Origin of the sequence: Chryseobacterium candidae, assembly GCF_004916905.1 — a bacterium.
Lineage (GTDB): Bacteria > Bacteroidota > Bacteroidia > Flavobacteriales > Weeksellaceae > Chryseobacterium > Chryseobacterium candidae.
Genome location: NZ_SDLV01000031.1, coordinates 38241 through 62874, shown reverse-complemented (window position 1 = coordinate 62874; position 24634 = coordinate 38241). Strand labels below are relative to the sequence as shown.

The window sequence follows — 24634 nt, the reverse complement described above, 5'->3', positions numbered from 1 at the left end:
AAAAGCAGAAAAAATATGCGATAAAGAATAAGATTAAAGATAAAATGAAACTAAACTTAAAAACAGAAGTGTTATCTGATTTAATTGTTGAAAATTTTCTTTGCAGTGGTCGTTTATTTCATAATAACTTCTGATTAATCAAAGATAATGTCTTAAAGGATGAGATTTAAACTTCTAAAACCTATTAGGTTTGGATTAGCTATTTATAATTTTTATACTTTTTTAAACAAAAAAGACTGCTTCAAAATGAAACAGTCTCTTGTCAATTATTTTTCAAGCTGCTTATAGCTTCTCTGTATAAAATCTGTCAGGTCTTTTCCTTTCAGTAAGTTTTGGGAAAGCTTGGCCAGATCGAGAGCATATTTAATTAGATTTTCTTTCTCTTCTGTATTCTCAGTTTTTAAGATCTGATTAGAAAGCTCACTGTTCGAGTTTACCACAAGATTATACATTTCCGGGAATCCTCCCATTCCAAACATGCCGCCCCCGCCTGTAGCCTGCATTTCTTTCATTCTTCTCATGAATTCAGGCTGCGTAATCGTAAACGGAGCATCATTGCTGTCAAGGTCTTCCAGTTGCACTGTAAATTTTGAATCCTGAATTGCCTCTTCTACATTCTTCTTCAAAGACTCTTTTTCAGTGTCATTCAGTTTTGAAATAACAGGTTCATCTTTTTTGATAAGGTTATTAACGTGATCAGCATCTACTCTCGCAAATGAAATATTTTCTTTTGAAGTTTCCAGTTTCTGAATTACGTGTGAAATGATAGGAGAATCCAATAGCAGAACTTCGTATCCTTTATCTTTTGCAGACTGGATGTAGCTGTGCTGCTCATCAGCATTGGTGGCATATAATACAACCAGTTTGTTGTCTTTATCTGTCTGCATTGGCTTGATTTTCTCTACCAATTCATCCCAAAGGAAATATTTACCGTCTGTTGTAGGATATAAAGTGAATTTGTCTGCCTTTTCAGCAAATTTCTCTTCAGTAACAATTCCATATTCAATAACAACCTTGATGTCGTTCCATTTTTGTTCATAATCTTCACGGTTTTCATTGATTAAAGAAGCCATTTTGTCGGCAACTTTTTTCGTGATATAAGATGAAATTTTCTTTACAGCACCATCTGCCTGAAGATAAGAACGGGAAACGTTCAACGGAATATCCGGAGAATCAATTACACCTCTCAGAAGCATCAGGAAATCCGGAACGATTCCTTTTACTTCATCCGTTACAAATACCTGGTTTTGGTATAACTGAATTTTATCTTTGTCGATATTTAAATTGTTGCTCAGTTTCGGGAAGAATAAAATTCCGGTAAGGTTGAAAGGGTAATCAACATTCAGGTGAATATTGAATAAAGGTTCCTCAAACTGCATTGGATACAATTCGTGGTAGAACTTCATATAATCCTCGTTGGTCAGTTCGCTTGGAGCAATCGTCCATGCCGGAACCGGATTGTTGATAATATTGTCCACCTCTTCCGTTTCAGCTACAGCATCTTCAGGAGCATCTTCCGGTAAAGGAATTGTATGTGTTTTAGTCCCGAATTTAATCGGAACAGGCATAAATTTGTTATATTTTAATAGCAGTTCACGAATTTTTGCTTCTTCTAAAAATTCTACAGAATCTTCAGCAATATGAAGGATAATTTCCGTTCCTCTGTCTGTTTTGTCAGTAGTTTCTTCAAGTGTGAATTCCGGGCTACCATCACAGATCCAACGTACTGCCGGCTCATCTTTATAAGATTTTGTAAGAATTTCTACCTTTTCTGCCACCATGAATGCAGAGTAGAATCCAAGACCAAAGTGTCCGATAATTCCTGAATCCTTTGCAGAGTCTTTATATTTCTCCAAAAATTCTTCAGCTCCTGAGAAGGCAACCTGGTTGATATATTTTTCAACTTCTTCACCTGTCATCCCGATACCTTGGTCAATAATTCGTAAAGTTTTCTGGTCTTTATCAATTTTAACTTCAAGTTTCGGGTTTCCGTATTCCACTTTTGCTTCACCAATGCTTGTCAGGTGTTTTAATTTTAAAGTAGCATCAGTTGCGTTAGAGATTAATTCTCTTAAGAATATTTCGTGGTCACTGTAAAGAAATTTTTTGATAAGCGGGAAAATGTTTTCCACAGATACATTAATATTTCCTTTAGTCATCATATTTTATATTTTAATTATTCAAAATACTTCTCAAAAAAAATACCATGAAGAAGAAAGTGACAGAATGACATTTTTTCAGGCTGAAACAGTCTTGTTATAGAGATTTGTCAAAGAAATATCTTACTTTTAATTCTTAAAATATTTTAAAAATGAAGTTGAAATGTACAGTTTTTATGCTGCTCATCATGACCTTATGGGTATATGGGCAGAAGAAGCCTTTAGACCATTCTGTTTACGACAGCTGGCAAAATATCGGATCTAGAAAAATCTCAAATGACGGAAAATGGATTGCCTATTCTGTAGATGTTCAGGAAGGTAATTCTACCCTTTCTTTATATTCTGTTAAAAATAAAACAACAAAGAAGTTTGCAAGAGCTGCCAAAGTGGATTTTACCCATGATTCCAGGTTTGCTGTTTTTCAAATCCGCCCGCAGTATAAAGATATAAAAGCGGTAAAGGATAAAAAACTGAAGAAGAATAAATTAACGAAAGACAGCCTTGCTATTGTTGATTTCTTCAATGATAAAACAGAGAAAGTTCCGAATGTAAAATCATTTAAAATTCCTGAAAAGGCAGGCTCCTATGTTGCTTATCTTCTGGAAAATATAAAAGATAAATCTTTTGATGATGCTTCTGATAAAGAGGATGGAGATGAAAACAAAGATGAAGAAAAAAATGTAAAACCATTACAGCTGGTAGTGCGAAATCTATTGGATGGAAAAAGTACAACCTATGATAATGTAGTACGTTATGAGTTCAGCAAAAATGGGAAGCAGCTTGTCTTTGTAACAAAAAAACCGGACGAAAAAAAGGATAAAAAAGAGGGGAAAGAATCAACAGATGAAAAATCTGCAGATAAAAAAGATACAGACAAATCAAAGCCGAAGAAATATGCATTGCAAACCGTGCAGGTAGTTGATCTTCAAAAAGGAACGGTCAATAAAATTTCTGAAATGGAAGGAGATTTTTCACAGCTATCTTTTGACGAAGAAGGAAATCAGTTGGCTTATGTAGGAACTTCTTCGGCGCAAAATGACCTGGTGAAATTGTATCAGTTGTATTACTTTAATTTTAAAGCAAACAAAAAAGAAATTGTTACTAATGAAAACGCTCAGATGAAAAAGAATTGGGTAATTTCTGAAAACCGATTACCTATTTTCAGTAAAAACGGAAAACAGCTGTACTTTGGTGTTGCTCCCAAACCTATCGGAAAAGATACGGCAATGATTGCGAATGACCACGCGGTAGTAGATATCTGGAATTACAGAGATGATTATCTGCAAACGGTACAGTTAAAAGAATTGAAAAATGATCTGAAAAAATCTTATGCAGCAGTAATGCAAACGGAAAAACCGGACTTTTTTAGAAATATCGATGGAGAAGATCTGGACACTTTACGACTGGTAAATGAAGGAAATGCAGAATTTGCATTGGGAATTACGAGTATCAATAACAGAATTTCTTCACAATGGGAAGGTGCAACAAAGAAAACCTATTTTCTGATCGACAATAGAACGGGAGACAGAACTGAAATTATTAAAAATCTGAATGGTGCAGCAGCTGTATCTCCGCTTGGTAAATTTGTTGTCATCTTTGACAGAGAAAAAGGGAAGTGGTTGAGCTATAATGTGAAGACCAAACAAACTCTTCCGTTGAATACAGGTTTACCTGTTTCCTTCGTTGACGAGGAATTTGATATGCCGGATTTTCCAAATTCTTATGGAATCGCATCATGGACGGATAAAGATGAATCTGTGATTATCAGAGACCGCTATGATCTTTGGGAGTTTTTCCTAAATGGTTCAAAAAAACCGAGAAATATAACCAATGGATTTGGGCGTAAGAATAAAATAACATTTGAGACTTATGATTTGGATAAAGATATTAAAAGCATAAACAGAAAAGCTACAATTTACTTATCAGCATTTGATAATACAACCAAGGCCAACGGGATTTTCAAAACATCTGTTCAGTCAAACGCTGACCCTGTAAAAATTCAGATGGAAAATGTCTGGGGATACAGAACTCTTCAAAAAGCAAAAAATGCTGAAGCATATATTCTGATAAAAGAATCCTACACAGATTCTCCCAATATTTTTGCAACATCAGATTTTTCAGAACAACAAAAACTGAGCAATACAAATCCTCAGCAAAATCAATACAATTGGGGGACAGATGAATTGGTAAACTGGACAACACCCAAAGGAAAGACTTCTACAGGAATTTTATACAAACCGGAAGATTTTAATCCTAATAAAAAATATCCTATGATCGTTTATTTCTATGAAAAGCTTTCAGATAATTTAAACCGTTATGTAGCGCCTGCTCCCACACCTTCAAGATTAAATATTTCTTATTTTGTGAGTAACGGATATCTGGTTTTTACTCCTGATATTTCTTACACAGATGGTTTCCCGGGAGAATCTGCTATGGAATATATTAATTCCGGAGTTGAGAAGTTAAAGCAAAATTCGTGGGTAGATGGTACTAAAATAGGAATTCAGGGACAAAGCTGGGGAGGTTATCAGGTAGCTTATCTTATTGCCCATACTAATATGTATGCCGCTGCATGGAGTGGTGCTCCTGTTGTTAACATGACTTCTGCCTATGGAGGAATCCGGTGGACTTCAGGAATGAACAGACAATTCCAGTATGAAAAATCACAAAGCAGATTAGGGAAAAACTTATGGGAAGCACCCGATCTTTATATTAAGAATTCACCCCTTTTTACTATTGATAAAGTACAAACTCCGGTAGTTATTATGAGTAATGATAAAGATGGAGCAGTACCCTGGTATCAGGGAATAGAAATGTTTACCGCATTACGCCGTCTCGGAAAACCAGTATGGCTTCTGAACTATAATGGGGATGACCATAACCTTGTAAAGCGTCAGAACAGAAAAGATATTCAAATCCGCGAACAGCAGTTTTTTGATTATTATCTTAAAGGCGCTAAAGCTCCGGTCTGGATGACAAAAGGTATCCCGGCAACCCAAAAAGGAAAAGATTGGGGATTTGAACTGACAGATGATAAACCTAATTAAAAAAATTCCGGCGAAGCCTTTGGCTTCGCTGGAATTTTTTATTATAAAAGCAATGAAGAAGAAACTGACACAATGGCATTTTTTTATGATGGGTCTGTTGAGCACTTTTATTATATTTACCGCCAATTATAAATAACAGTATGGGAATCTTTGATTTTTTTAAGAAAAAGAATAACAGTCAGGAAAATGTAAGTACTCCGGTTCAGAAAATGGATATGCAGGAGGAAAAAGTAGTAGAGCAAATGGTGGAAGAAGTTGTAGAAACAACACAGGAAATCCCTTTACAGCCGCTAGAAGAGCCAAAAGTACATGAAGAATATGAAAAAATCAGGATTTATAATGATTATATCGTCTATTCTATAGCCCTTCAGCTAAGAGGTGAGTATACACCTCTTTCTGCTTTTGAAAAAGAAAATGGAGAGGTAGAAGGTTTTGCCTATATGGTAACTGAAGATGCCTATGCGATTTCTCCACAACAGGCGATTGCTCAAATGGAAGAAAAATTTGAAGGTGAGCTTCAGGGAGGTAAAATCAAATCTTATATGATTCTTTATCATTCTCAGTTTGATCATAACGGTAATCACATTCCGGCCATTCAGGAAGGAGAATTCAAGGGAATTTCACTTGCTTATCATTTTGCCGGTGATGAAAAGAAGAAAACAGGGTTGCCTTATATTTTCGAAAACCAAAATATCACCTATAAAGGTTTTGCAGAGTTCTCTCATGAAGAAAATAATGAGATCATGAATCATCAACTGATTGATGGTAAAAATTATTTTCCAAATACAGAAGGAATTGCGGCTCCTGAAACCACTAATGAAGCTGGGATTATCATCAGAAAATCGAATGTTCATAATCTTGTGAATACATGGAGTGGAGTTTTTGGACATCAGAATTTCCAGACTAAAGATTACGGACAGTACCTTAGCACAGTTTTAATGCAGTCTGCCGTTTCTGATCCTGCTGGAGAAGCCAAAAATAAAACCGAATTTCAAGATGTAAGGTTTAAAACCATTGTTACAGATGAATTGAGTACTATCATTCCTGAAGTGAAAACGAATTACACCCTGGATTTTGAAACCAGATCAATCAGAGAATGGGAAAATGCCCTGAATTTACAGGCGATTGTAGCAGGACCTGCCAGAGATACGTTTGGTGTTTGGTTCTTTGCCACAGATTATGCTGAAAATAGAAATACCTACATGACGCAGCCTCATCTGAAAGTAAATGTCAGCGGAATTATTTTCATTCTTGATGTTCACACAAATACTGATTTACCGGACGGGACTAAAATGAGTGAAGATTTCACTACCTACGCGCCAAGCCAGGATCTTCCTAATTATGCATGTTTTGACTTTATTGGGCAGATTGTAGACTTTAAGGAAACCGAATTGCTTGAAGACGGAAGCGTTAAAGGATATATCTTGAAACTGAAGTTGATCACAAATGAAGAGAATGAAGATTTCTTTACCATTGATGCTTTTGTGAATAAAGAGAATATGAGAATGGAAACACTTACAAAAGGGATGAAAGTAACCGGAGCACTTCAGCTGCAAGGTAAAATTGCTGAATAATTTTTAAAAAATATAAAAGCTTGAGGAGGTTGACCGAAAGGTCGGCCTCTTTTTCATTTGAGTTTTATCTTAAAAGCAAATGAATACAAGATTCGAAGGTGATCTTAAAAAGGCAAAGGGTTGAAACTTTGTTGCTGATGAAGTACTAAGTAATGCATTCGCTCAAAAGAATCAATGAAATTGGTTCTGCCTTTTGCTCTCTTTAAATTGTACAACTTGCAAATAAAAATTTTGCGTTAAAAAAAGCATGTGTGTTTAAAAAACAAAAAAGGCAATCCTAAGACTGCCTTTTCTATATTTTTCTGAAAATTATTTGTTTTTCATTTCTTCCTTGATCTTGTTTTCCAATTCTTCGGAAAGATCAGGATTGTCTTTTAACACATCTTTTACAGCATCACGTCCCTGACCTAATTTAGTCTCTTCGTAACTGAACCATGATCCGCTTTTCTTCACAATTCCCATATCCACAGCAGTATCAAGAATTTCACCTACTTTAGAAACTCCTTCACCATACATGATATCAAATTCTGCTTGCTTGAAAGGAGGGGCTACTTTGTTTTTCACAATCTTCACTTTCACACGGCTACCGATAGCTTCATCACCCTGTTTGATTGGTGCACTGGCTTTTCTGATATCAATTCTTACAGAAGCATAGAACTTAAGAGCGTTACCTCCGGTAGTTGTTTCAGGATTTCCGAACATCACACCAATCTTTTCTCTCAACTGGTTAATGAAAATCACGGTACATTTTGTTCTGGAAATAGTCGCAGTCAATTTTCTTAATGCCTGAGACATCAATCTTGCATGAAGACCCATTTTAGAATCTCCCATTTCTCCTTCGATCTCTGCTTTTGGAGTAAGAGCAGCTACAGAGTCAATGACAACAATGTCAATAGCTCCAGAACGGATCAGGTTATCAGCAATTTCTAATGCCTGTTCACCGTTGTCTGGCTGAGAAATGATAAGATTTTCAAGATCGATTCCCAGTTTCGCGGCATAAGTTCTGTCAAAAGCGTGCTCTGCATCAATGAATGCTGCAATACCACCTGCTTTTTGAGCCTCAGCAATAGCATGAAGGGTTAACGTTGTTTTACCTGAAGATTCCGGACCATATATTTCAATGATTCTTCCTTTGGGATATCCGCCTATACCTAAAGCAATATCTAAACCTAAAGAACCAGAAGGAATGACTTCAATGGTATTGTCTATAGATTCATCACCTAAAGTCATTACGGTTCCCTTTCCATATGTTTTATCTAGCTTGTCAAGCACTAAAGCGAGTGCTTTTTTCTTATCATCAATGTTACTCATCTCTATTAAAATAATTTCTCAAAAATACATAATTTATAGATCAAAAGCTAATATTATTTGTCTCTGAAAGCTGTTTTAAGAGTTAAAAAATGATAAAATTTTACTACTGATCTCATTCATAACGAAGCACATGCAGAATGTGGTATTAGTGCATTAAAAAAATAATAACTATTAATTAGAAAGGATGCTGGAAGCTGGAAGAAGGGAGTTATTGAAGCTTGTAAAATGTATTGAACTTAATTTATTACTTTTACTAAGTAAGAGGTATCGTCCAATAGAAACCTCCTGCCTCCATCTTCGGGCTTGCTGACTTATTATCCTAATGAAAATTTGAATTCTTAGTAATGTTAAGATAATCTTCCAGTACTTTCATCTGATCTTTATTTCCTCTTTGTATTCTGGATTTTCGACTGACAAGTTGATCATAAATTTTGTTGAAAAGTATCTTAGATTTTGGAAACAGCTTTCTGTAAGGAACTTCCGGAATCTGCAATCTTTTACAAACTTCATCATCCAGAAGAAACCAGGTACAGCAGACGTGCAGATATTTCAGATTTTTTCTCTGAAATTCAAATTTTAGAATAGGATTTTCCAGTGATTCATCTAAAAGAGAGTGAGCAAGAAGAACAGAATCTTTATCTGAAGGTGGCTGAACGGAAGTCCATAAATAAAAATATTCCGTTGCCTGTTTCTTATCATCAGGGAGGAGCAGCTCCGGAATTCCCAAAAGATAACCTACATATTTCCAAAGATGAAAAATTCCCTGTTCCTCTTCCATAGAAAAGCGATTTCCCAGTTTCTGAAGGCTGTGAAGAAATACCAGACTGAACCCGATATACGTTGCCATCATATCCCATGAATTGATAGGATCTCCCCAGCTTTCTGTATCCCAGTTTTTATAATGTTTTTTAATAGAAAGTCTTGCGTAGGAATGAATCAGACGGGTTTTTATCGCAAATTCATAACCTTTTGCATGGATTTCCAGTGCGTTGTACCGGGTAGCATTCACCCAAAAATCCAAGGTTTCAGAAAGACGCTTCACTGCCCCTTTTTTCAAAGCTTCAGTAACAATTAAAGGTTTGTTGAGGTAGGCATAATCATAACCACCAATCAGACAATAATCCCTCAGGGAAATCAAAGAATCAAGGTTGCTTCTCATACAGAGTTCAGCACCGCTTTTAAGTAAATTATAATCCAGCCATTCAGGAACTTTTTGCGTTTGGCCGAACAATTTTTTTACACTTTCAGGAACTGAATCTGTTTCAGAAACACCATTTCTGATGTAATGTTCAATCTCCCTGGAAGCTTCATGGAATTTTTTAGTCAAATAAACATTTTTTACCACTTCATCACCAACCTCATCGGTATGATGAAAATAAGGAGAAAATTTTTCAAAATGTTCAAAACTTACTTCTGCTCCGGAAAATTCTATAAGCTGCTTTCCATTACCATATTCCCAAAAGTTCCTGAAGTGAGGAGCATCTTTAAAACGCGGTTGTATCATGTTCATTCCTTTACTATAAAAATACAAGTTTTATGCTGAAATATGCTGGTGAGATTTATCAGCATTATGATTGATTTCTACAGATATCCCCATTCAAAGGTTTTTTTGATCAGCTCCGAGCTGTTTTTGCAGTCTGATTTTCTTAGAATATTTTTTCTGTGGGTCCGAACAGTTTCTTCCGAAATATGTAACAGATTGGATATTCTTCCTGTGGGGTATCCTTTCGCAATACAATTAATGATCTCAACTTCTCTTTTTGTAAAAATGACAGGGGTAGATTCAGTAGATTTATTGTTTTCTATCCACTGCATCTGGTGAAAATCTTCCCGTCCGTTAATGCCTGAGACGAGTACAATATAAGAATTTTGGTGTGTGATGTGTTCAATATTGGTATGGATGTTAACTGCCTGTAAAAGCCTGCCGTTTTCATCTTTATACGTGTGTAAAGCCTGATGATGAAACAGTTCATAATTGCCTTTTGAAGTTCTCATTCTGAAGCAGTAGCTGGTTTTCAGTTCCTGCTGATAATCAAAACCGTCAATTTCTTTTATTTTTTCTATAGACATTCTTTCGGCTTCCATCACAAATTCTATGTCGTCGGGATGAATGAGGTCTATAATTTCTTTCAGATGGACAGGATGTTTATGGAGACCATGTATTGCTAAAATATCTTCATCGTGATTACAGATGATAGTACTGTCTGTGAAATTAATGACATAATAATAGAATTTCCCGGGAGCAAAAATTTCTCCGATTATATTTTCAATGTTGGGAACGGGTAATATTATGCTGTCGTTCTGCAAAATTTCAGGATAGTCATTCCAGACCTTAATGAGGGGATGAGGTCTTTTTGCGTGGGTCAAATGTTTTTTCGTCATGGCTAATGTTTTCTTAAAAATAATAAAATTATGTTAAAAAATCACCCTTTTGTGGTATTTCTTGTGGCAGGTAAGTGTTGTAGCTTTAACTAAAAATAATGACCATGGAAACTTAATTTTTGGAATATCCTGTTTTCCTAAGCTTAGACAATTCAAAAACGTAATTTTAAAATTAAATATCATGAAAATTATATTTTGATTTTTATCTTGACTTAACTGAAAATATGTGATAAGTCTTAGTTCTTAATTAATAAATAATAACCTGAAAAAATAAGTGTCATGAATGAAAATCCAATCAAAATAGAGAATAACGGAGAATATGTGAAATTTAATATATCTCCTAATTATGAAAACAAAAAGTTATTTATTTCAACAAAAACAGAACTTCTTGAACAGGGATGGAAAATGTATTTAATGCATGGAATGAATTTAAGAGGATTGCCTCAGGATTTTGATCCAACTCCTGATATAGTAAAAAAAGACTTGGGACTTTGTAAGAATTTAAATAATGCAAGATTTGCACTATTTTCTCATGTTTCCCGCTTTTCAAATGGAGCTAAAAAAGATAGTTTACCTTGTAAGATTAAATATACATTAAAATTTGAAGTAGAAGATGAGGATTTTGAGAATGAATTCGTGGCTGAAAGCACTGCTCAGAACCCTTTTATATTTATTACATTAATAAAATTCATAATATCATGAAAAGAGGATATATTTTAAATCTATTAGTGCTTTTCATTGCATTTGCTGGTATAAAAGCACAAGATAAGGCTCTAGAAAATAATATTACAACTTTACAGCTTAAATCTTCTCCTGCATTTGTTGTATTAGGAGTTGAGCCAGAGAATATTCAGCGGCCTAATTCGCCAACTGATTTTCTCGCAAGTGTAAACTCAGCTGTTGTTAATGAAAAATTGCAACCTGGTTTTGCCATTGAAACTTCACCATATTATTGGGGAAAAAATAAGAATCAAAGTAATTATGAGAATATCGATTATATTTTTAGTAGCAACTATGGAAATAATCTTTTACGAAGCCTGACTTTTTCATTTGCGAGTTCGGCAAGTGATACTCTGTCATTTGGAGGAGCACAAAAGGGTACAGCATTTGGAGTTGGTATGCATTTGCAGTTAGTACAAGGGAAGCCATCTAAAAAAACAGTAAAAAAACTTACGGAATGGTATGTCTCTAGTTATAGTTCATTGGCGCTTATGCAGATTCTTGAATCCATCAATACAAGAGGAAGAATTGATGATCTTGATACCTATCTAGAAGAAGTTCTTTCCATCGGAAGTTTTAAATTAATAGAAGGAGAGCAGAAAAAAATCATAAAGCTATTACTTCGGCAGATGATTGGTAGTAATTCATTAGATGAAAATGATGTTGTGAGAATCAAAAGTGTTGGTGAAAACTTGAAACATGTGTCAGAAATTGTAGTTAATGATATAAATAAATATACTTTTCCTTTGACAAGAGAAGGATTCATGCTTGAATTTGCCATCGCTAATGCAAGTCTTGCCGTAGAGAGTCAATGGAAGCAGCTTAAAAGTGCGAAAACATCAATATGGATCACTCCCTCATACAGATTTAATATTAATAAAGATCAAGAGTCATCCGATTTTTTTGATATTATTGCCGTTTCAAGAATGACTTTTAATGCAAAGCAAACTGATGTCTCGAATTATTATGAATTTGGAGGTAAGTTACAATGGATTCATAATAGGATTAGTATTTCTGGTGAATATATATCTAGGTATCTAAGTGAAAAACCAGATACAATGTTAAAAAATCATACTTCTCGGACAGCCTTTTCATTTGCGTACAAACTCTCAGACAGTTTTACATTTCAGATGTCTGTAGGAAGTAATTTTGATGGTAATAGTACAACTTATTCTGATCCTGCAAAAATGTTTCTAGTTGGTGGCTTTAACTTTGGTTTTTCTAGTCTATTTAAATAGTTTTTACTGGATGAATATAAAAAAAAACGTCTCACAAAAATGTGAAACGGTTTTTTATATTACTTATTATCGCTTATAAAGAAGCAGCGTGTACAAGCATATCCACTAACTTGTTAGAGTAACCCATTTCGTTGTCATACCAGGAAACAAGTTTCACGAAGTTAGGAGAAAGCATGATACCAGCATCTTTGTCGAAGATAGAAGTTCTCTTATCTCCTACGAAATCCTGAGATACTACAGCTTCTTCAGTATATCCTAGGATACCTTTCAATTCACCTTCAGAAGCAGCTTTGATTACTGAACAGATTTCGTCATAAGAAGCAGCCTTTTCAATTCTCACTGTTAAATCTACTACAGAAACATCAACTGTAGGTACTCTGAAAGACATACCAGTTAATTTTCCGTTTAGTGAAGGGATTACTTTTCCTACTGCTTTAGCGGCACCTGTAGAAGAAGGGATGATGTTGTTTAGAGCAGCTCTACCACCTCTCCAGTCTTTCATTGAAGGACCGTCAACCGTCTTCTGAGTAGCTGTTGTAGCGTGTACAGTAGTCATTAAACCTTCTACGATTCCGAAGTTATCGTGGATTACTTTAGCTAAAGGAGCTAAACAGTTTGTAGTACAAGAAGCGTTTGATAAGATTTTGATATCATCAGTAAGTTCCTTGTGGTTTACACCCATTACGAACATTGGAGTATCATCTTTAGAAGGAGCAGAAAGGATTACTTTCTTAGCACCTGCAGTAATGTGTTTTGCAGCGCTTTCTTTATCTAAGAATAAACCAGTAGATTCTACTACGTAATCTGCACCAATTTCATTCCATTTTAGGTTGCTTGGGTCTTTTTCAGCAGTTACTCTGATTCTTTTTCCGTTTACTACAAGATCATTTCCTTCTACAGAAACTTCACCTGGGAAAATACCGTGTACAGAGTCATATTTTAACATGTAAGCCATGTATTCTGCATTGATCAGGTCATTGATTCCTACAACTTCAATGTTGTCTCTTTCAGTCATTGCTCTGAAAACAAGACGTCCAATTCTACCAAAACCGTTGATACCTACTTTAATTGTTGACATAATAGTTTGTTTTTATTAGATTATAAAAATAATTAGATTGCTAAAATTTCTGAAATCAGTAAAAGATCTTTATTGATTTCATTATGTTTTTTAATGGCTTCTTCAATTGGCGTGTACGTCAGATCGTTGGAACGCATTCCTGCCATTACATTGGTTTGTCCTTCCATTAATCCGGTTACGGCTCCATAGCCCAGTCGGCTTGCCAAAACCCTGTCTGCACAGCTTGGAGAACCTCCTCTCTGCATATGACCCAAAACCGCTACACGAATATCATAATCAGGAAATGTCTGTTTTGTTTTTTCTGCAAGTTCGTACACATTGGCTAGTTTTTCACCTTCTGCAACAACCACAATGCTTGATGCCTTTCCTGTTTTTTCTGCGTCCCTGAATTTCGTGAAAAGCTCATCAATACTGTCTTTTTTCTCAGGAATTAAAATATCCAGAGCACCTGTTGCCAATCCACTGTTTAAAGCAATAAAACCAGCATCACGACCCATTACTTCCACAAAGAAAACCCTGTTGTGGGAAGTAGCTGTATCACGGATTTTGTCAATGGCATCCATAGCAGTATTCAAAGCAGTATCATAACCGATGGTGTTATCCGTACCGAAAATATCATTGTCGATTGTTCCGGGAATACCGATTACCCTTATTCCGAATTCTTCATTAAAGATCTTTGCACCGGTAAAAGTTCCGTCTCCTCCAATACATACCAATCCGTCTATCCCAAGTTTTACGCAGTTGTCGTAAGCTTTCTGACGGCCTTCTTTTGTTCTGAACTCAGCGGATCTGGCAGATTTTAGAATCGTTCCGCCCTGGTTGATTATATTTTTTACGGAACGGGCTCCCATTTTCAGGAAATCATTGTTGATAAGGCCGTTGTAGCCTTCCCTCACTCCGTAGCATTCGATATTATAGTAATTGGCGGTTCTTACTACCGCTCTTAATGCCGCATTCATACCCGGAGAGTCACCCCCTGAAGTAAGAACTGCAATCTTTTTTACAGCACTCTCTTTCATCAAGTAAAAAATTTCGAACACAAATTTACAAAAACAAGTTCAGATTATCGTAGTAAGTTTCCAATAGTTTTGAATATAAATTATTAAAAGCTTCTGAAGTTTGCAGGCTTAAAAAAATATCGCGCAGTTTTCGTTTCCGCAGCATTCACGTCAAGCTCGTACCAGGGCGTAAAATAAGGGTTGAATGGATTGGAAAGCATATGAACCGACTGAGCCGGGGTGAATCCTTCACTTAATAAAAACAATCTTTCCCCTTTCTGATTTTGGCAGGCTCCGGAAATAAAAACGATATGTCCCGGACTTCCCGGTGTGATCAGAATATCTCCTGTTTTCAGATCAGAATTCCTCATTACCGGCTTTGTTTCTTTGTTTAATGAAATGGTTCCTGCATAATTAAAAATCAGATCCAGATAATTTCTGAAACTGTTATAAGAATCATCAAAGGCTGCAGTTTTTCTGAAACTAACAGAATTTCCATTCACCAAAGCTCTCGTTCCGTTTTTATAATCATTCCAGCTGAGAAGATCACCACTCGTAAAATGAAATTTAATTTCGTTAAATTTTTTCGACTTATAAAGATATTCAGCTCTCATGCGGATAGCGGCATCAGCACATTGCTGAAGATCCTTATTTCCGGTATCAATATCAAAAACAGCTTCATGAAGGTGCTGGGTAGAAATAGGAACTCCATCATATTTTAAAATCTGACTTCCATAGGGTTTCAGCTTAAAATTTTCAATAAAATGTCCGAAAGAACCGGGCTTTTCTTCAATCCATTCATATCCTTCCGGAGGAGAAAATCTTTCCCGGATGGTGTTTTTATTTTTATTGATTTTTAAAGCATTTTCTGAAATTAAATGCTCATTCTTATCTGGCTCCTCCAACAGACGGTCTGATGGCTTTTCTTTGATACAGCCTGTGAAAATTAAAAATACTGTGATTCCGGTGAAAATTTTTTTCATGCGTTTTTTTAGTTGACACAAATATCATTTTTTTTTCACAGATCTGTCACTATATAATCTGAAAATCTGCTAGTTTAATGACTCTTCGTTCTCAGGAATCAATAATTTTCCCCAATCATTCAATTGCCAGAGGATTTCCACAAGCTTTTCACCAAGCTCCGTCAAAGTATACTCAACTCTAGGAGGAAGTTCATTAAAAGACTGTTTGGTTAAAATACCATCTTCCACCATCTCGGCCAGCTGTTGATTCAAAACTCTGCGGTCTACTTTTGCAATACCGCGTAAAAACTCGCTGGGACGTTTTTTCCCTTCATTAATCTGCCACACAATAGGAATTTTCCATTTTCCACTGATGCTATTAACAGCAACTTCCAACGGACATATTTTATTTTCTTCAGCTTTTCCCTTTGTTTCCATAAAATTGACTTTTTTATCCCTATGGGTGAAAAATATGCGGTATTGCCTATTCTTAAAGGCTTTTAGACCTTTGTAAAAATAATAAATTAAAAATAATGAATCCACTGGCCATACAGATTGAGCAATTGAATCAGGAACTTTCTTCACAACTCCCGCAAGACATTTTAAATGCATTCGGAAACTCGGTTGAAGATTTAAAAACAAAAAATATGGGAGATAACAGTATTCAGGCTGGACAGCAGATGCCGGAATTTTCACTGCCTAATGCCTATGGTGAAAACATACATTCTACACAAATTCTTAAAAAAGGAAAAATGATTCTGGCCTTTTACAGAGGAAGCTGGTGTCCTTACTGTAATCTGGAATTGAAATTTTTGCAGGATAATCTCTCAAGATTAAAAGAAAAGAATGCTGTTTTGGTCGCCATTTCTCCTCAAAATCCTGATCACTCTCTTACAATGGTTGAAAAAAATAATCTTGAATTTGAAGTGCTGACCGATCATAATAATGATTTTGCAAAAAAACTGGGTATTGTTTTTCAGCTGCAGGATTTCGTATTACCTTATTATCAGAACTTAGGAATTGATCTTTCTCTTTTCAACAATAATAAAGAAAATACATTACCTGTTCCTGCTGTTTTTGTAGTGGATGAAAATAGTAAGATTGTATATAAATTTTTAGATGTAAATTACATGAATAGAGTAGATATAGAAGAATTAATACAGACATTATGACAGAAAAAAGAAAAGGAGCCCGATCCATCAAAGATATTCCACCGGATATTCTGGACCAGCTGAACAGGGGAGAAATTGAAACCGCCAACCTTACAGAATGGCTCGCTGTAGATCAAAGGCTGCTGCTGGAAAATCTGCTTTTGCAGAATGACCGCAAAGAATACCTGCTGCCTGTTTTAGATAATGTAGACAAACTGAAAAAACAAACTGTCAATTCTATTAATGAAACAATAGGAATTGGTTTGCTTAATCTTGCTGTGAAAAATAAAGATGATGAATTTCTATTGAAATTACCTGCTCATAAGGCAGATCTTGTTCGTTGCTGGGCTGCTTATACTATTGGAAGGAATAAGGATTTACAACTTAAAGAAAAATTAGATAGAATCCAGTCATTCGCTGTCGACTCTCATTTTGGAGTAAGGGAAATCTGCTGGATGACAGTACGTCCGGATATCGCCAGAAATCTTGAGGAAAGTTTATCACTTTTATCAGAATGGACAGTTCATGACAATGAAAATGTAAGACGTTTTGCCAGCGAATCTACAAGACCAAGAGGAGTCTGGTGTGAACATATTGATGCTTTAAAACAAAATCCCGGACTCGGACTGGAAATTTTGGATCCTTTACGATCGGATTCTTCCCGATATGTGCAGGATAGTGTTGGCAACTGGCTGAATGATGCCAGCAAGTCGCAGCCTGAATTTGTAGTGGAAATCTGTGATGAATGGATTAGGGAAAGTCCTACAAAAGAGACGCAGTATATCATAAAGAAAGCCCTGCGAACCCTTAAAAAGTAAGAGTTATCCACAAATCAAAAAAATGAAAGCAGTATTTTAGTATATATGTTGCGTGTTTTCAGATTTTTAACTGATTGTACCCAACCCTATGTTATCATTGAATACATAATATTTCAGCTACATTCCGAATAAAAATAAGTTGAAAAAAAATCTTATATTAACGGTATGTTAACTGAGAAAAGTTATCCACAATATGAGTTTTACATGAATGTGAATTATATCTGTTATAAAATGAGAGTGTTAAGTAATTTACTTCAGAAAATAACTTGAAATGATCTGTTTTTTAGCCGAAATAAAAAGTTATCCACAATATGATATTTTGAATCAAAATTTAGATTCATAAATCAGCTTAATCAACGGAAATATTATAAATTTTTGAGAATGCGGTTACCATTTTTCCGTCAGATATTTCCAGTATCTTTTTGGTACATGTTGAATATGGAGCTTCATATTTTTTCGTTCTACAATGTTGGTTTTTGTAAAATATCGCTGCCAAAGCACCTGATAACTTTTTTCTTCATCATGAAAATTCTGCTTATAATGATGGAGGTCAATTTTTTCATCAGGGTAGAAAAAATCACAGGTGTCCAGATCATAAAGAAGTCCGTAGTTTCTTCGCAGATCATAGATCATCCATTTCTGATCCTGATACCGGTTTTTAAAATGTTTTCTGATCAAAGGAAGAACATTGAAGTCGGGGTCTGTTTTGGAGAAAAAAACACCATCCTGCATTTTTTCAAAGCGCACAAAAGCTGTCATTCTGTGTCTTTCCCTATCCACGGATTTGCAGATTTTTGAAATTTTTAAAACATCAGAATCGGCAAAGTTTTCCAGAATATTGTTTTGCGGATGTTTTACAGACTGCCTTACCGCAGATAAGATGAGGTTTTCCAGATTTGGATCTTCGGATAAAAAAACTTTTAAAAGTTGATAAATGCCCTGCTTTCCAATATTCTGTTCCAGTTTATTCAGAACCCTTTCAGATTTATCCGGTTGGGTAATGACTTCATGCATCTCTGCGAAAATATTTTCCTGATGAAACCTGTCTCTATTGGCAATCTCCACATCTTTATAACGGTATTCGAAAACTTCAAATATCGCAGTAAAAAGGCCTTCAAAGCTGCCATCGTAGAGTAGAGTTGTCATGTTTTTAATTAAAATTTAATTGGTTTGTCATTCTGAATGAGATAAATGAGGTGAAGAATCTGGTTAATTGAAGAGATTCTTCCTTCGTCAGAATGACAAATGTGCTGTTAAGTCGAAGTAATAAATTAGTGGTCATTCGTGAACATATTTGTGTTATTTGTGTTTAATATCAGAATCAAAATAAAGTCAGCTGTTGTGAAAACTGATTATGAAACTTTGACGAACTTCCACCTATCAGCAGCTTTCTGAAGTTTTTATCCGTTAAATATTTCAGATAAGCATTTCCTGCATTGAAATCAATGAAATATTTTGCCCGGTTAACAGCCGCTCCCAGTTTTTTCAAATGATCCATGGTCAAAATTTGAAAACGTCTGGCACTGACAATCTTTTGGGCTGTTTTTACTCCAATCCCGGGAATTCTTAAAATCAACTGATATTCGGCGGTCTGAAGGTTAATCGGAAACTGATGAAGATTTCGCAATGCCCAGCTTAATTTCGGATCTACTTCCAGGTCAAGGAAAGGAACATTCGGATCTAAAATCTCTTCCGCTTTAAAACCATAAAATCTCATCAGCCAATCCGACTGATACAGACGGTTTTCCCTTAACATTGGAACTTCCGTGGTTAAAGAAGGCAGTCTCTGGTCTTCCAAAACCGGAACATACCCGGAATAATAGACTCTTTTCAGATTAAAGTTTTTATAAAAATGATCCGCAACTTTAATGATCTGTAAGTCATTTTCATTGGTTGCTCCCACGATCATCTGGGTAGACTGTCCTGCCGGAGCAAACTTGGGAACTTTTTTCAGAATTTTCTTTTCATCCTTATATTGAATAATTCCTTTTTGAATATACCGCATAGGGCTGATCATATCCTGTCTGTTTTTTTCAGGAGCCAGCAATTTCAATCCGCTTTCCGTAGGAATTTCAATGTTGACGGATAAACGGTCTGCATATAAAGCCGCTTCCTGCATCAGATCATCACTTGCTCCCGGAATAGATTTCAAATGAATATACCCATTAAAGTTCTCTTCCAGACGCAGCTTTTTAGCAACCCTTACCAATCTTTCCATTGTAGTGTCTGCATTTTTGAAAATTCCTGAGCTCAGAAATAAACCTTCAATATAGTTTCTGCGGTAAAAATTGATGGTAAGATCTACCACTTCTTCTACCGTAAAGGCGGCTCTTTTGATATCATTAGAACTTCTGGAAACACAGTAGGCACAATCGTAGATACAATGATTGGTCAACAGAATTTTAAGCAGGGAAACACATCTTCCGTCTTCTGTATAGGTATGACAAATCCCGCTTGCAGAACTGTCTCCTAACGCTCCTTTTTTATTCTTTCTCGTGCCTCCGCTTGATGAACAGGAAACATCATATTTTGCTGCATCAGCAAGGATTTCGAGCTTTTCTTTAAGACGGTCAAAATTCATATTTAAAATAATTTGATATGTTTTGTATCTGAAGTGTTATTTAATTTTGTTCAAATTTAGTTCCAAAATTGATAAATGTCAACCTTTTTTCATAGAAGTTATCAACAAAAAAGAGTCTCAAAATCATTATATTTACGGCTCATTAAAGTTTATATCATGAATCATAAACCAATAGAAGGTTTTTCCAAGCTTCCAAAGCAGGGGAAAATCGAATGGCTCGTAAACGAATATCTGGAAGGAAACCAGGAATATCAAAATATATTAAAACAATACTGGAATGATGATGCAGACCTTCAGAAGCTTCACGAAGAGTTTTCTGAAAATACCATTTCCAATTTTTATATGCCGTACGGAATTGCTCCGAACTTTTTAATCGATGGAAAACTGCTGGCACTGCCAATGGCTGTTGAAGAAAGTTCAGTGGTAGCTGCTGCTTCCAAAGCTGCAAAATTCTGGATTGATAAAGGAGGTTTCAAAACAACCATTATCAATACTGAAAAACTGGGACACACCCACTTTATTTTTAATGTGGAACCTCACAAATTATTACATTTCTTTAATTTCAGTTTAAAGAAAAAATTATTCGAAACAACAGAAGATATCACAGCCAACATGAGAAAACGTGGAGGTGGGATCTTAAATATCAGCCTGGTGGATAAAACCGCAGAAATGCCGAATTATTATCAACTGAAAGCAAGCTTCGATACAGTAGATTCAATGGGAGCTAATTTTATCAACTCATGTCTTGAACAGTTCGGAAAAACGCTGAGACAGGAAGTTGCTACCAGTGAAGATTTTACCCAGGAAGAAAAGAATTCACTACAGATTGTGATGAATATTCTTTCCAACTTTACACCGGACTGTATCGTAAGGGCTGAGGTTTCCTGTAAAATTGAAGACTTAAAAGACGATAGCGGAATTTCTCCTGAAGAATTTGCTTCTAAATTCAAACAGGCAGTCACCATTGCAGAAATTGAACCTTACCGTGCAACCACTCACAATAAAGGAGTAATGAACGGTGTAGATGCCGTTGTAATTGCTACCGGAAATGATTTCAGAGCTACAGAAGCCTGTGCTCATGCTTATGCGGCAAAAGACGGACAGTACAGATCTCTGACCCACTGTACTACAGATAACGGCGTTTTCAGATTCTGGATAGATCTTCCAATTTCCGTAGGAGTAGTAGGTGGACTTACCAACCTTCACCCTTTGGTAAAATTCTCCTTAGCGCTGCTTGGAAAACCTTCTGCGCAGGAACTAATGAGTATTCTTGCAGTTTCAGGTCTTGCGCAAAACTTTGGTGCTTTACGTTCTCTCGTAACAACAGGAATTCAGAAAGGGCATATGAAAATGCACTTATTGAATATCCTGAACCAACTGGGCGCTACAGAAGAAGAAAAACTGCATTTTGTGACTTATTTTAAAGATAAGACGGTAAGTCATCACGAGGTGATCAATGAATTTAACAGAATGAGAGGGAACTAATGTTACAGATCATTTTGCCCATAGTATTTCTCCTTTTTGGATTTTTTCTGAAGAAAACAGACAATGAAGGTTTCAGAAGCTCCAAGAAGTTCGCCAATATGTTTATCATACTGGGAATTTCTACATTGGTTGCCAAGTTCATTTTAATGTACTTAAAATCAAAATAGTGAAAAAAAGTATTGTATTTTTCTTATTGATTTCTGGTTTAAGTTTTTCGCAGTATAAAGATGTAAAGATAAATGATCTGCAGCCTAAATCTGAAAACTTCGTGTTTCCTGTGGTTACTTACACAGGAAATCCTGCAGTAGCCCATAAGATCAATACATTTCTTCAGGTCAATGAACTGGAATATGTTCCGAATTCAGGTGGAAATCCTTTTAAACTGGCTTCTACAGCCACAAACTCTTATTCCAACTATGTTTATTTCTATAGTTGGAATAAGATTGAAACACCTAAGAATATTCTTAGTATTGCCATAGATGGTGAAGCTTCAGGTGCTTATCCGGAAGGTTTTCTGATCTGGAAGAATTTTGATCTGAGAACAGGAAACTTTATTAATGCCAAAGATTTATTTCAACCCGGTTCAGTGAAAACTGTTGAGGGAATTATTCAGAAAAGAGTAAAAAAAAGAATTTCTGATTTTCTTGTTACGCTGAAAGCTGAGAAAAATCCTGAAGAGGAAACTCAAGATCAGATCGCTATGTATGAAGACTGTTTTACGGAACATACTTTAGCTGGTATCAGATATTACTTTGGAAAGGATAAGTTGACTTTTGTAGCAGGTAGATGTTCCAATCATGCCATGCAGGCATTGGACGATTTGGGAAGTCACGAGCTGGAATTTACCTATAAAGAACTTGAGAAATACCTGAGTATTTATGGTAAGAATCTGATATCAGGTTCTGAAAAGATTGGGCAGACAGGTCCAGGAAATAAATTATATAAAGGAAAAATTGACGGAAAATATCCTATTACGGTTTTGTTTAGCGAAATTAATGAGGATGATTCCTTTTCAGCCACTTATTGGTATGACAAGAACAAAAAACCAATCAACTGGAGAGGAGAATTTGTTCATGACCATTTTTCCATCACAGAAGATGATTATCACAGTGAGGAACTTAAGGAATGGATACCAAGGGCCTTAATAGAAGCCGATCTGAAAGGAAGCAAAATCGTTGGGGCATGGCAGGATTATAAAACAAAAAAATATTTAACCCTAGAATTAGAAGAGTTATAAAATGAAAACAATCACATTAATTTTTGGAGCGGTTTACGGAATGGTGTCTGTAATCCTGGGTGCATTCGGAGCACATGCTTTAAAGAAAATATTAGCTGTGGAAAGGCTGGAAAGTTTTGAAACAGGAGTAAGGTATCAGATGTATGCAGCTTTTTTCCTGCTGATCATCGGTTATATCTTAAAATTTGAAACTTCTGCTGAAAAATGGACTTCCATTTTAATGATTACGGGAACACTTTTATTTTCTGTAAGCATCTATTTCCTGAGCATGCAGGATTATCTGGGAGTGAACCTTAAATTTTTAGGCCCAATCACTCCGCTTGGAGGTCTGATGATGATCCTGAGCTGGGGAATGCTGATCTTTTATTTTGCTAAAAACAGAATGTAAGAATGAAAATTCACAGAAGAAGACGGTTAATACGAACATTCAATCTCTTCAATCTGAGAAATTAGCGGAAGAATAGGGGAAAATAGATAGATATGTTAAAAATCAAGTCAGTCAGACTTTAATTTTTAAGTCAATAAACTTGAACTTCCGTGTCTTTTTAGTAAATTTGTCAACCTTTAAATATTAAAATAAAATAATAAAAATAATATGAATCTTCACGAGTATCAATCAAAAGAGATTTTATCAAAGTATGGAGTAGCTATCCAACGTGGTTTCGTAGCAAACAACGTAGATGAAGCTGTAGCAGCTGCTGAAAAATTGACTGCTGAAACCGGAGCACAGGCTTGGGTTGTAAAAGCACAGATTCACGCGGGTGGTCGTGGTAAAGGTGGGGGGGTTAAGTTTTCTCCAAATATGGATAAACTTAAAGAAAACGCTCAGAATATCATCGGAATGCAGTTGGTAACCCCACAAACTTCTGCTGAAGGTAAAAAAGTACACTCTGTTTTGATTGCAGAAGATGTTTATTATCCTGGAGAATCTGAAACTAAAGAATTTTATGTTTCTATTCTTTTAGACAGAGCTGAAGGGAAGAATACAATCGTATATTCTACTGAAGGAGGTATGGATATTGAGCACGTTGCTGAAGTAACTCCTCATTTGATCCACAATGAATTGATTGATCCGGCTATCGGTCTTCAGGGATTCCAGGCTAGAAAAATTGCTTTCAACCTGGGTCTTGAAGGAAATGCATTCAAAGAATTTGTGAAATTTATTTCATCTCTTTACAATGCTTATACAGGAATTGATGCTTCTCTTTTCGAAATCAACCCGGTATTAAAAACTTCTGATAACAAGATTATCGCTGTAGATGCTAAAGTAACTTTAGATGACAACTCATTGTTCCGTCACAAAGACTTAGCGGAGCTTAGAGATACAAGAGAAGAAGATCCAATGGATGTAGAAGCTGGTGAAGCGGGTCTTAACTTCGTAAAACTAGACGGTAACGTTGCTTGTATGGTAAACGGAGCAGGTCTTGCAATGGCAACTATGGATATCATCAAATTATCAGGTGGTAACCCTGCAAACTTCCTTGATGTGGGTGGTACTGCAGATGCTCAGAGAGTACAGACTGCTTTCGGAATCATCTTAAGAGATCCAAACGTAAAAGCGATCCTGATCAACATCTTCGGAGGTATTGTAAGATGTGACAGAGTTGCTCAGGGAGTTGTAGATGCTTACAAAGCTATGGGTAGCCTTCCGGTTCCATTGATCGTAAGATTACAGGGAACTAACGCTGTAGAAGCTAAAAAATTAATTGACGAGTCTGGTCTTCCGGTACACTCTGCAATTACTTTAGAAGAAGCTGCCAATAAAGTAAAAGAAGTTTTAGCTTAATCTAAAATTTTTAAATAAAATAGAAACCGTTCCATTTTTTGGAGCGGTTTTTTTGTGGTTATTTGTTTTCTGAAAATAATAAATTTTTGAAAATAGAATGTAAAAAA

20 protein-coding genes are annotated in these 24634 nt (G+C 35.7%); 10 read left to right on the top strand and 10 right to left on the bottom strand.

The features are described from left to right. Positions 1-266: 266 nt before the first annotated feature. On the bottom strand, positions 267-2159 hold the full coding sequence (htpG, locus tag EK417_RS15275) for a molecular chaperone HtpG (RefSeq protein WP_136522760.1): 1893 nt from the start codon (positions 2157-2159) through the stop codon (positions 267-269). 152 nt (positions 2160-2311) lie between these two features. Here htpG and EK417_RS15270 point away from each other — a divergent pair, with 152 nt between their 5' ends. Continuing rightward, positions 2312-5206, top strand: coding sequence for an alpha/beta hydrolase family protein (locus EK417_RS15270; RefSeq protein ID WP_136522628.1), 2895 nt, complete (start codon positions 2312-2314; stop codon positions 5204-5206). A 140-nt stretch (positions 5207-5346) separates the two neighbouring features. Then, positions 5347-6780: a hypothetical protein gene (locus EK417_RS15265; protein WP_076595788.1), complete on the top strand. Its 1434-nt coding sequence runs from the start codon at positions 5347-5349 to the stop codon at positions 6778-6780. Positions 6781-7089: 309 nt separating this feature from the next. On the opposite strand, the gene recA is transcribed toward EK417_RS15265, so the two are convergent. From recA to EK417_RS15250, 3 genes are all read right to left on the bottom strand, one after another. Beyond that, a complete protein-coding gene (recA, locus tag EK417_RS15260; RefSeq protein ID WP_047419990.1) occupies positions 7090-8091 on the bottom strand; it encodes a recombinase RecA in 1002 nt (333 codons plus the stop codon). Positions 8092-8410: 319 nt separating this feature from the next. After that, a complete protein-coding gene (locus EK417_RS15255; RefSeq protein ID WP_228457945.1) occupies positions 8411-9601 on the bottom strand; it encodes an oxygenase MpaB family protein in 1191 nt (396 codons plus the stop codon). A 71-nt stretch (positions 9602-9672) separates the two neighbouring features. Continuing rightward, entirely contained in the window at positions 9673-10473 is an 801-nt protein-coding gene (locus EK417_RS15250) for a response regulator transcription factor (protein WP_136522627.1), read from the bottom strand. 279 nt (positions 10474-10752) lie between these two features. On the opposite strand from EK417_RS15250, the gene EK417_RS15245 reads away from it, so the two are divergent. After that, positions 10753-11175 (top strand): hypothetical protein, encoded by a 423-nt coding sequence (locus EK417_RS15245; RefSeq protein ID WP_110367994.1) that lies wholly within the window; start codon positions 10753-10755, stop codon positions 11173-11175. Continuing rightward, positions 11172-12431 (top strand): hypothetical protein, encoded by a 1260-nt coding sequence (locus EK417_RS15240; RefSeq protein WP_110367995.1) that lies wholly within the window; start codon positions 11172-11174, stop codon positions 12429-12431. Before EK417_RS15245 ends, EK417_RS15240 begins: the two co-directional genes overlap by 4 nt. A 73-nt stretch (positions 12432-12504) precedes the next feature. On the opposite strand, the gene gap is transcribed toward EK417_RS15240, so the two are convergent. The 4 genes from gap to EK417_RS15220 all read right to left on the bottom strand — a co-directional run bounded on the left by gap (position 12505) and on the right by EK417_RS15220 (position 15907). Then, complete coding sequence (gap, locus tag EK417_RS15235) at positions 12505-13509, bottom strand: type I glyceraldehyde-3-phosphate dehydrogenase (RefSeq protein ID WP_076595791.1); 1005 nt, start codon at positions 13507-13509, stop codon at positions 12505-12507. Positions 13510-13541: 32 nt separating this feature from the next. Further along, positions 13542-14528 (bottom strand): 6-phosphofructokinase, encoded by a 987-nt coding sequence (pfkA, locus tag EK417_RS15230; protein ID WP_076595792.1) that lies wholly within the window; start codon positions 14526-14528, stop codon positions 13542-13544. A gap of 83 nt (positions 14529-14611) precedes the next feature. Further along, positions 14612-15490, bottom strand: coding sequence for a DUF4846 domain-containing protein (locus EK417_RS15225; RefSeq protein ID WP_136522626.1), 879 nt, complete (start codon positions 15488-15490; stop codon positions 14612-14614). Between the two features lie 69 nt (positions 15491-15559). After that, a complete protein-coding gene (locus tag EK417_RS15220) occupies positions 15560-15907 on the bottom strand; it encodes a winged helix-turn-helix transcriptional regulator (RefSeq protein WP_110367997.1) in 348 nt (115 codons plus the stop codon). 95 nt (positions 15908-16002) lie between these two features. On the opposite strand from EK417_RS15220, the gene EK417_RS15215 reads away from it, so the two are divergent. After that, positions 16003-16641: a peroxiredoxin-like family protein gene (locus EK417_RS15215; RefSeq protein WP_110367998.1), complete on the top strand. Its 639-nt coding sequence runs from the start codon at positions 16003-16005 to the stop codon at positions 16639-16641. Next, positions 16638-17438 (top strand): DNA alkylation repair protein, encoded by an 801-nt coding sequence (locus EK417_RS15210; protein ID WP_136522625.1) that lies wholly within the window; start codon positions 16638-16640, stop codon positions 17436-17438. Before EK417_RS15215 ends, EK417_RS15210 begins: the two co-directional genes overlap by 4 nt. A 387-nt stretch (positions 17439-17825) precedes the next feature. On the opposite strand, the gene EK417_RS15205 is transcribed toward EK417_RS15210, so the two are convergent. Together EK417_RS15205 and EK417_RS15200 are read right to left on the bottom strand one after the other, a co-directional pair. After that, on the bottom strand, positions 17826-18584 hold the full coding sequence (locus tag EK417_RS15205) for a TIGR03915 family putative DNA repair protein (RefSeq protein ID WP_136522624.1): 759 nt from the start codon (positions 18582-18584) through the stop codon (positions 17826-17828). Between the two features lie 175 nt (positions 18585-18759). After that, on the bottom strand, positions 18760-20019 hold the full coding sequence (locus EK417_RS15200) for a putative DNA modification/repair radical SAM protein (protein WP_110368001.1): 1260 nt from the start codon (positions 20017-20019) through the stop codon (positions 18760-18762). 156 nt (positions 20020-20175) lie between these two features. Here EK417_RS15200 and EK417_RS15195 point away from each other — a divergent pair, with 156 nt between their 5' ends. The 4 genes from EK417_RS15195 to sucC all read left to right on the top strand — a co-directional run bounded on the left by EK417_RS15195 (position 20176) and on the right by sucC (position 24527). Then, positions 20176-21504: a hydroxymethylglutaryl-CoA reductase, degradative gene (locus tag EK417_RS15195; protein WP_110368002.1), complete on the top strand. Its 1329-nt coding sequence runs from the start codon at positions 20176-20178 to the stop codon at positions 21502-21504. A gap of 166 nt (positions 21505-21670) precedes the next feature. After that, entirely contained in the window at positions 21671-22741 is a 1071-nt protein-coding gene (locus tag EK417_RS15190; protein ID WP_076595800.1) for a hypothetical protein, read from the top strand. 1 nt (position 22742) lies between these two features. Continuing rightward, positions 22743-23129 carry a DUF423 domain-containing protein gene (locus tag EK417_RS15185; protein WP_076595801.1) on the top strand — a complete coding sequence of 129 codons (387 nt, stop codon included), beginning with the start codon at positions 22743-22745 and terminating at the stop codon, positions 23127-23129. A 207-nt stretch (positions 23130-23336) separates the two neighbouring features. After that, entirely contained in the window at positions 23337-24527 is a 1191-nt protein-coding gene (gene sucC / locus EK417_RS15180; RefSeq protein ID WP_045500844.1) for an ADP-forming succinate--CoA ligase subunit beta, read from the top strand. Positions 24528-24634: the final 107 nt, after the last annotated feature.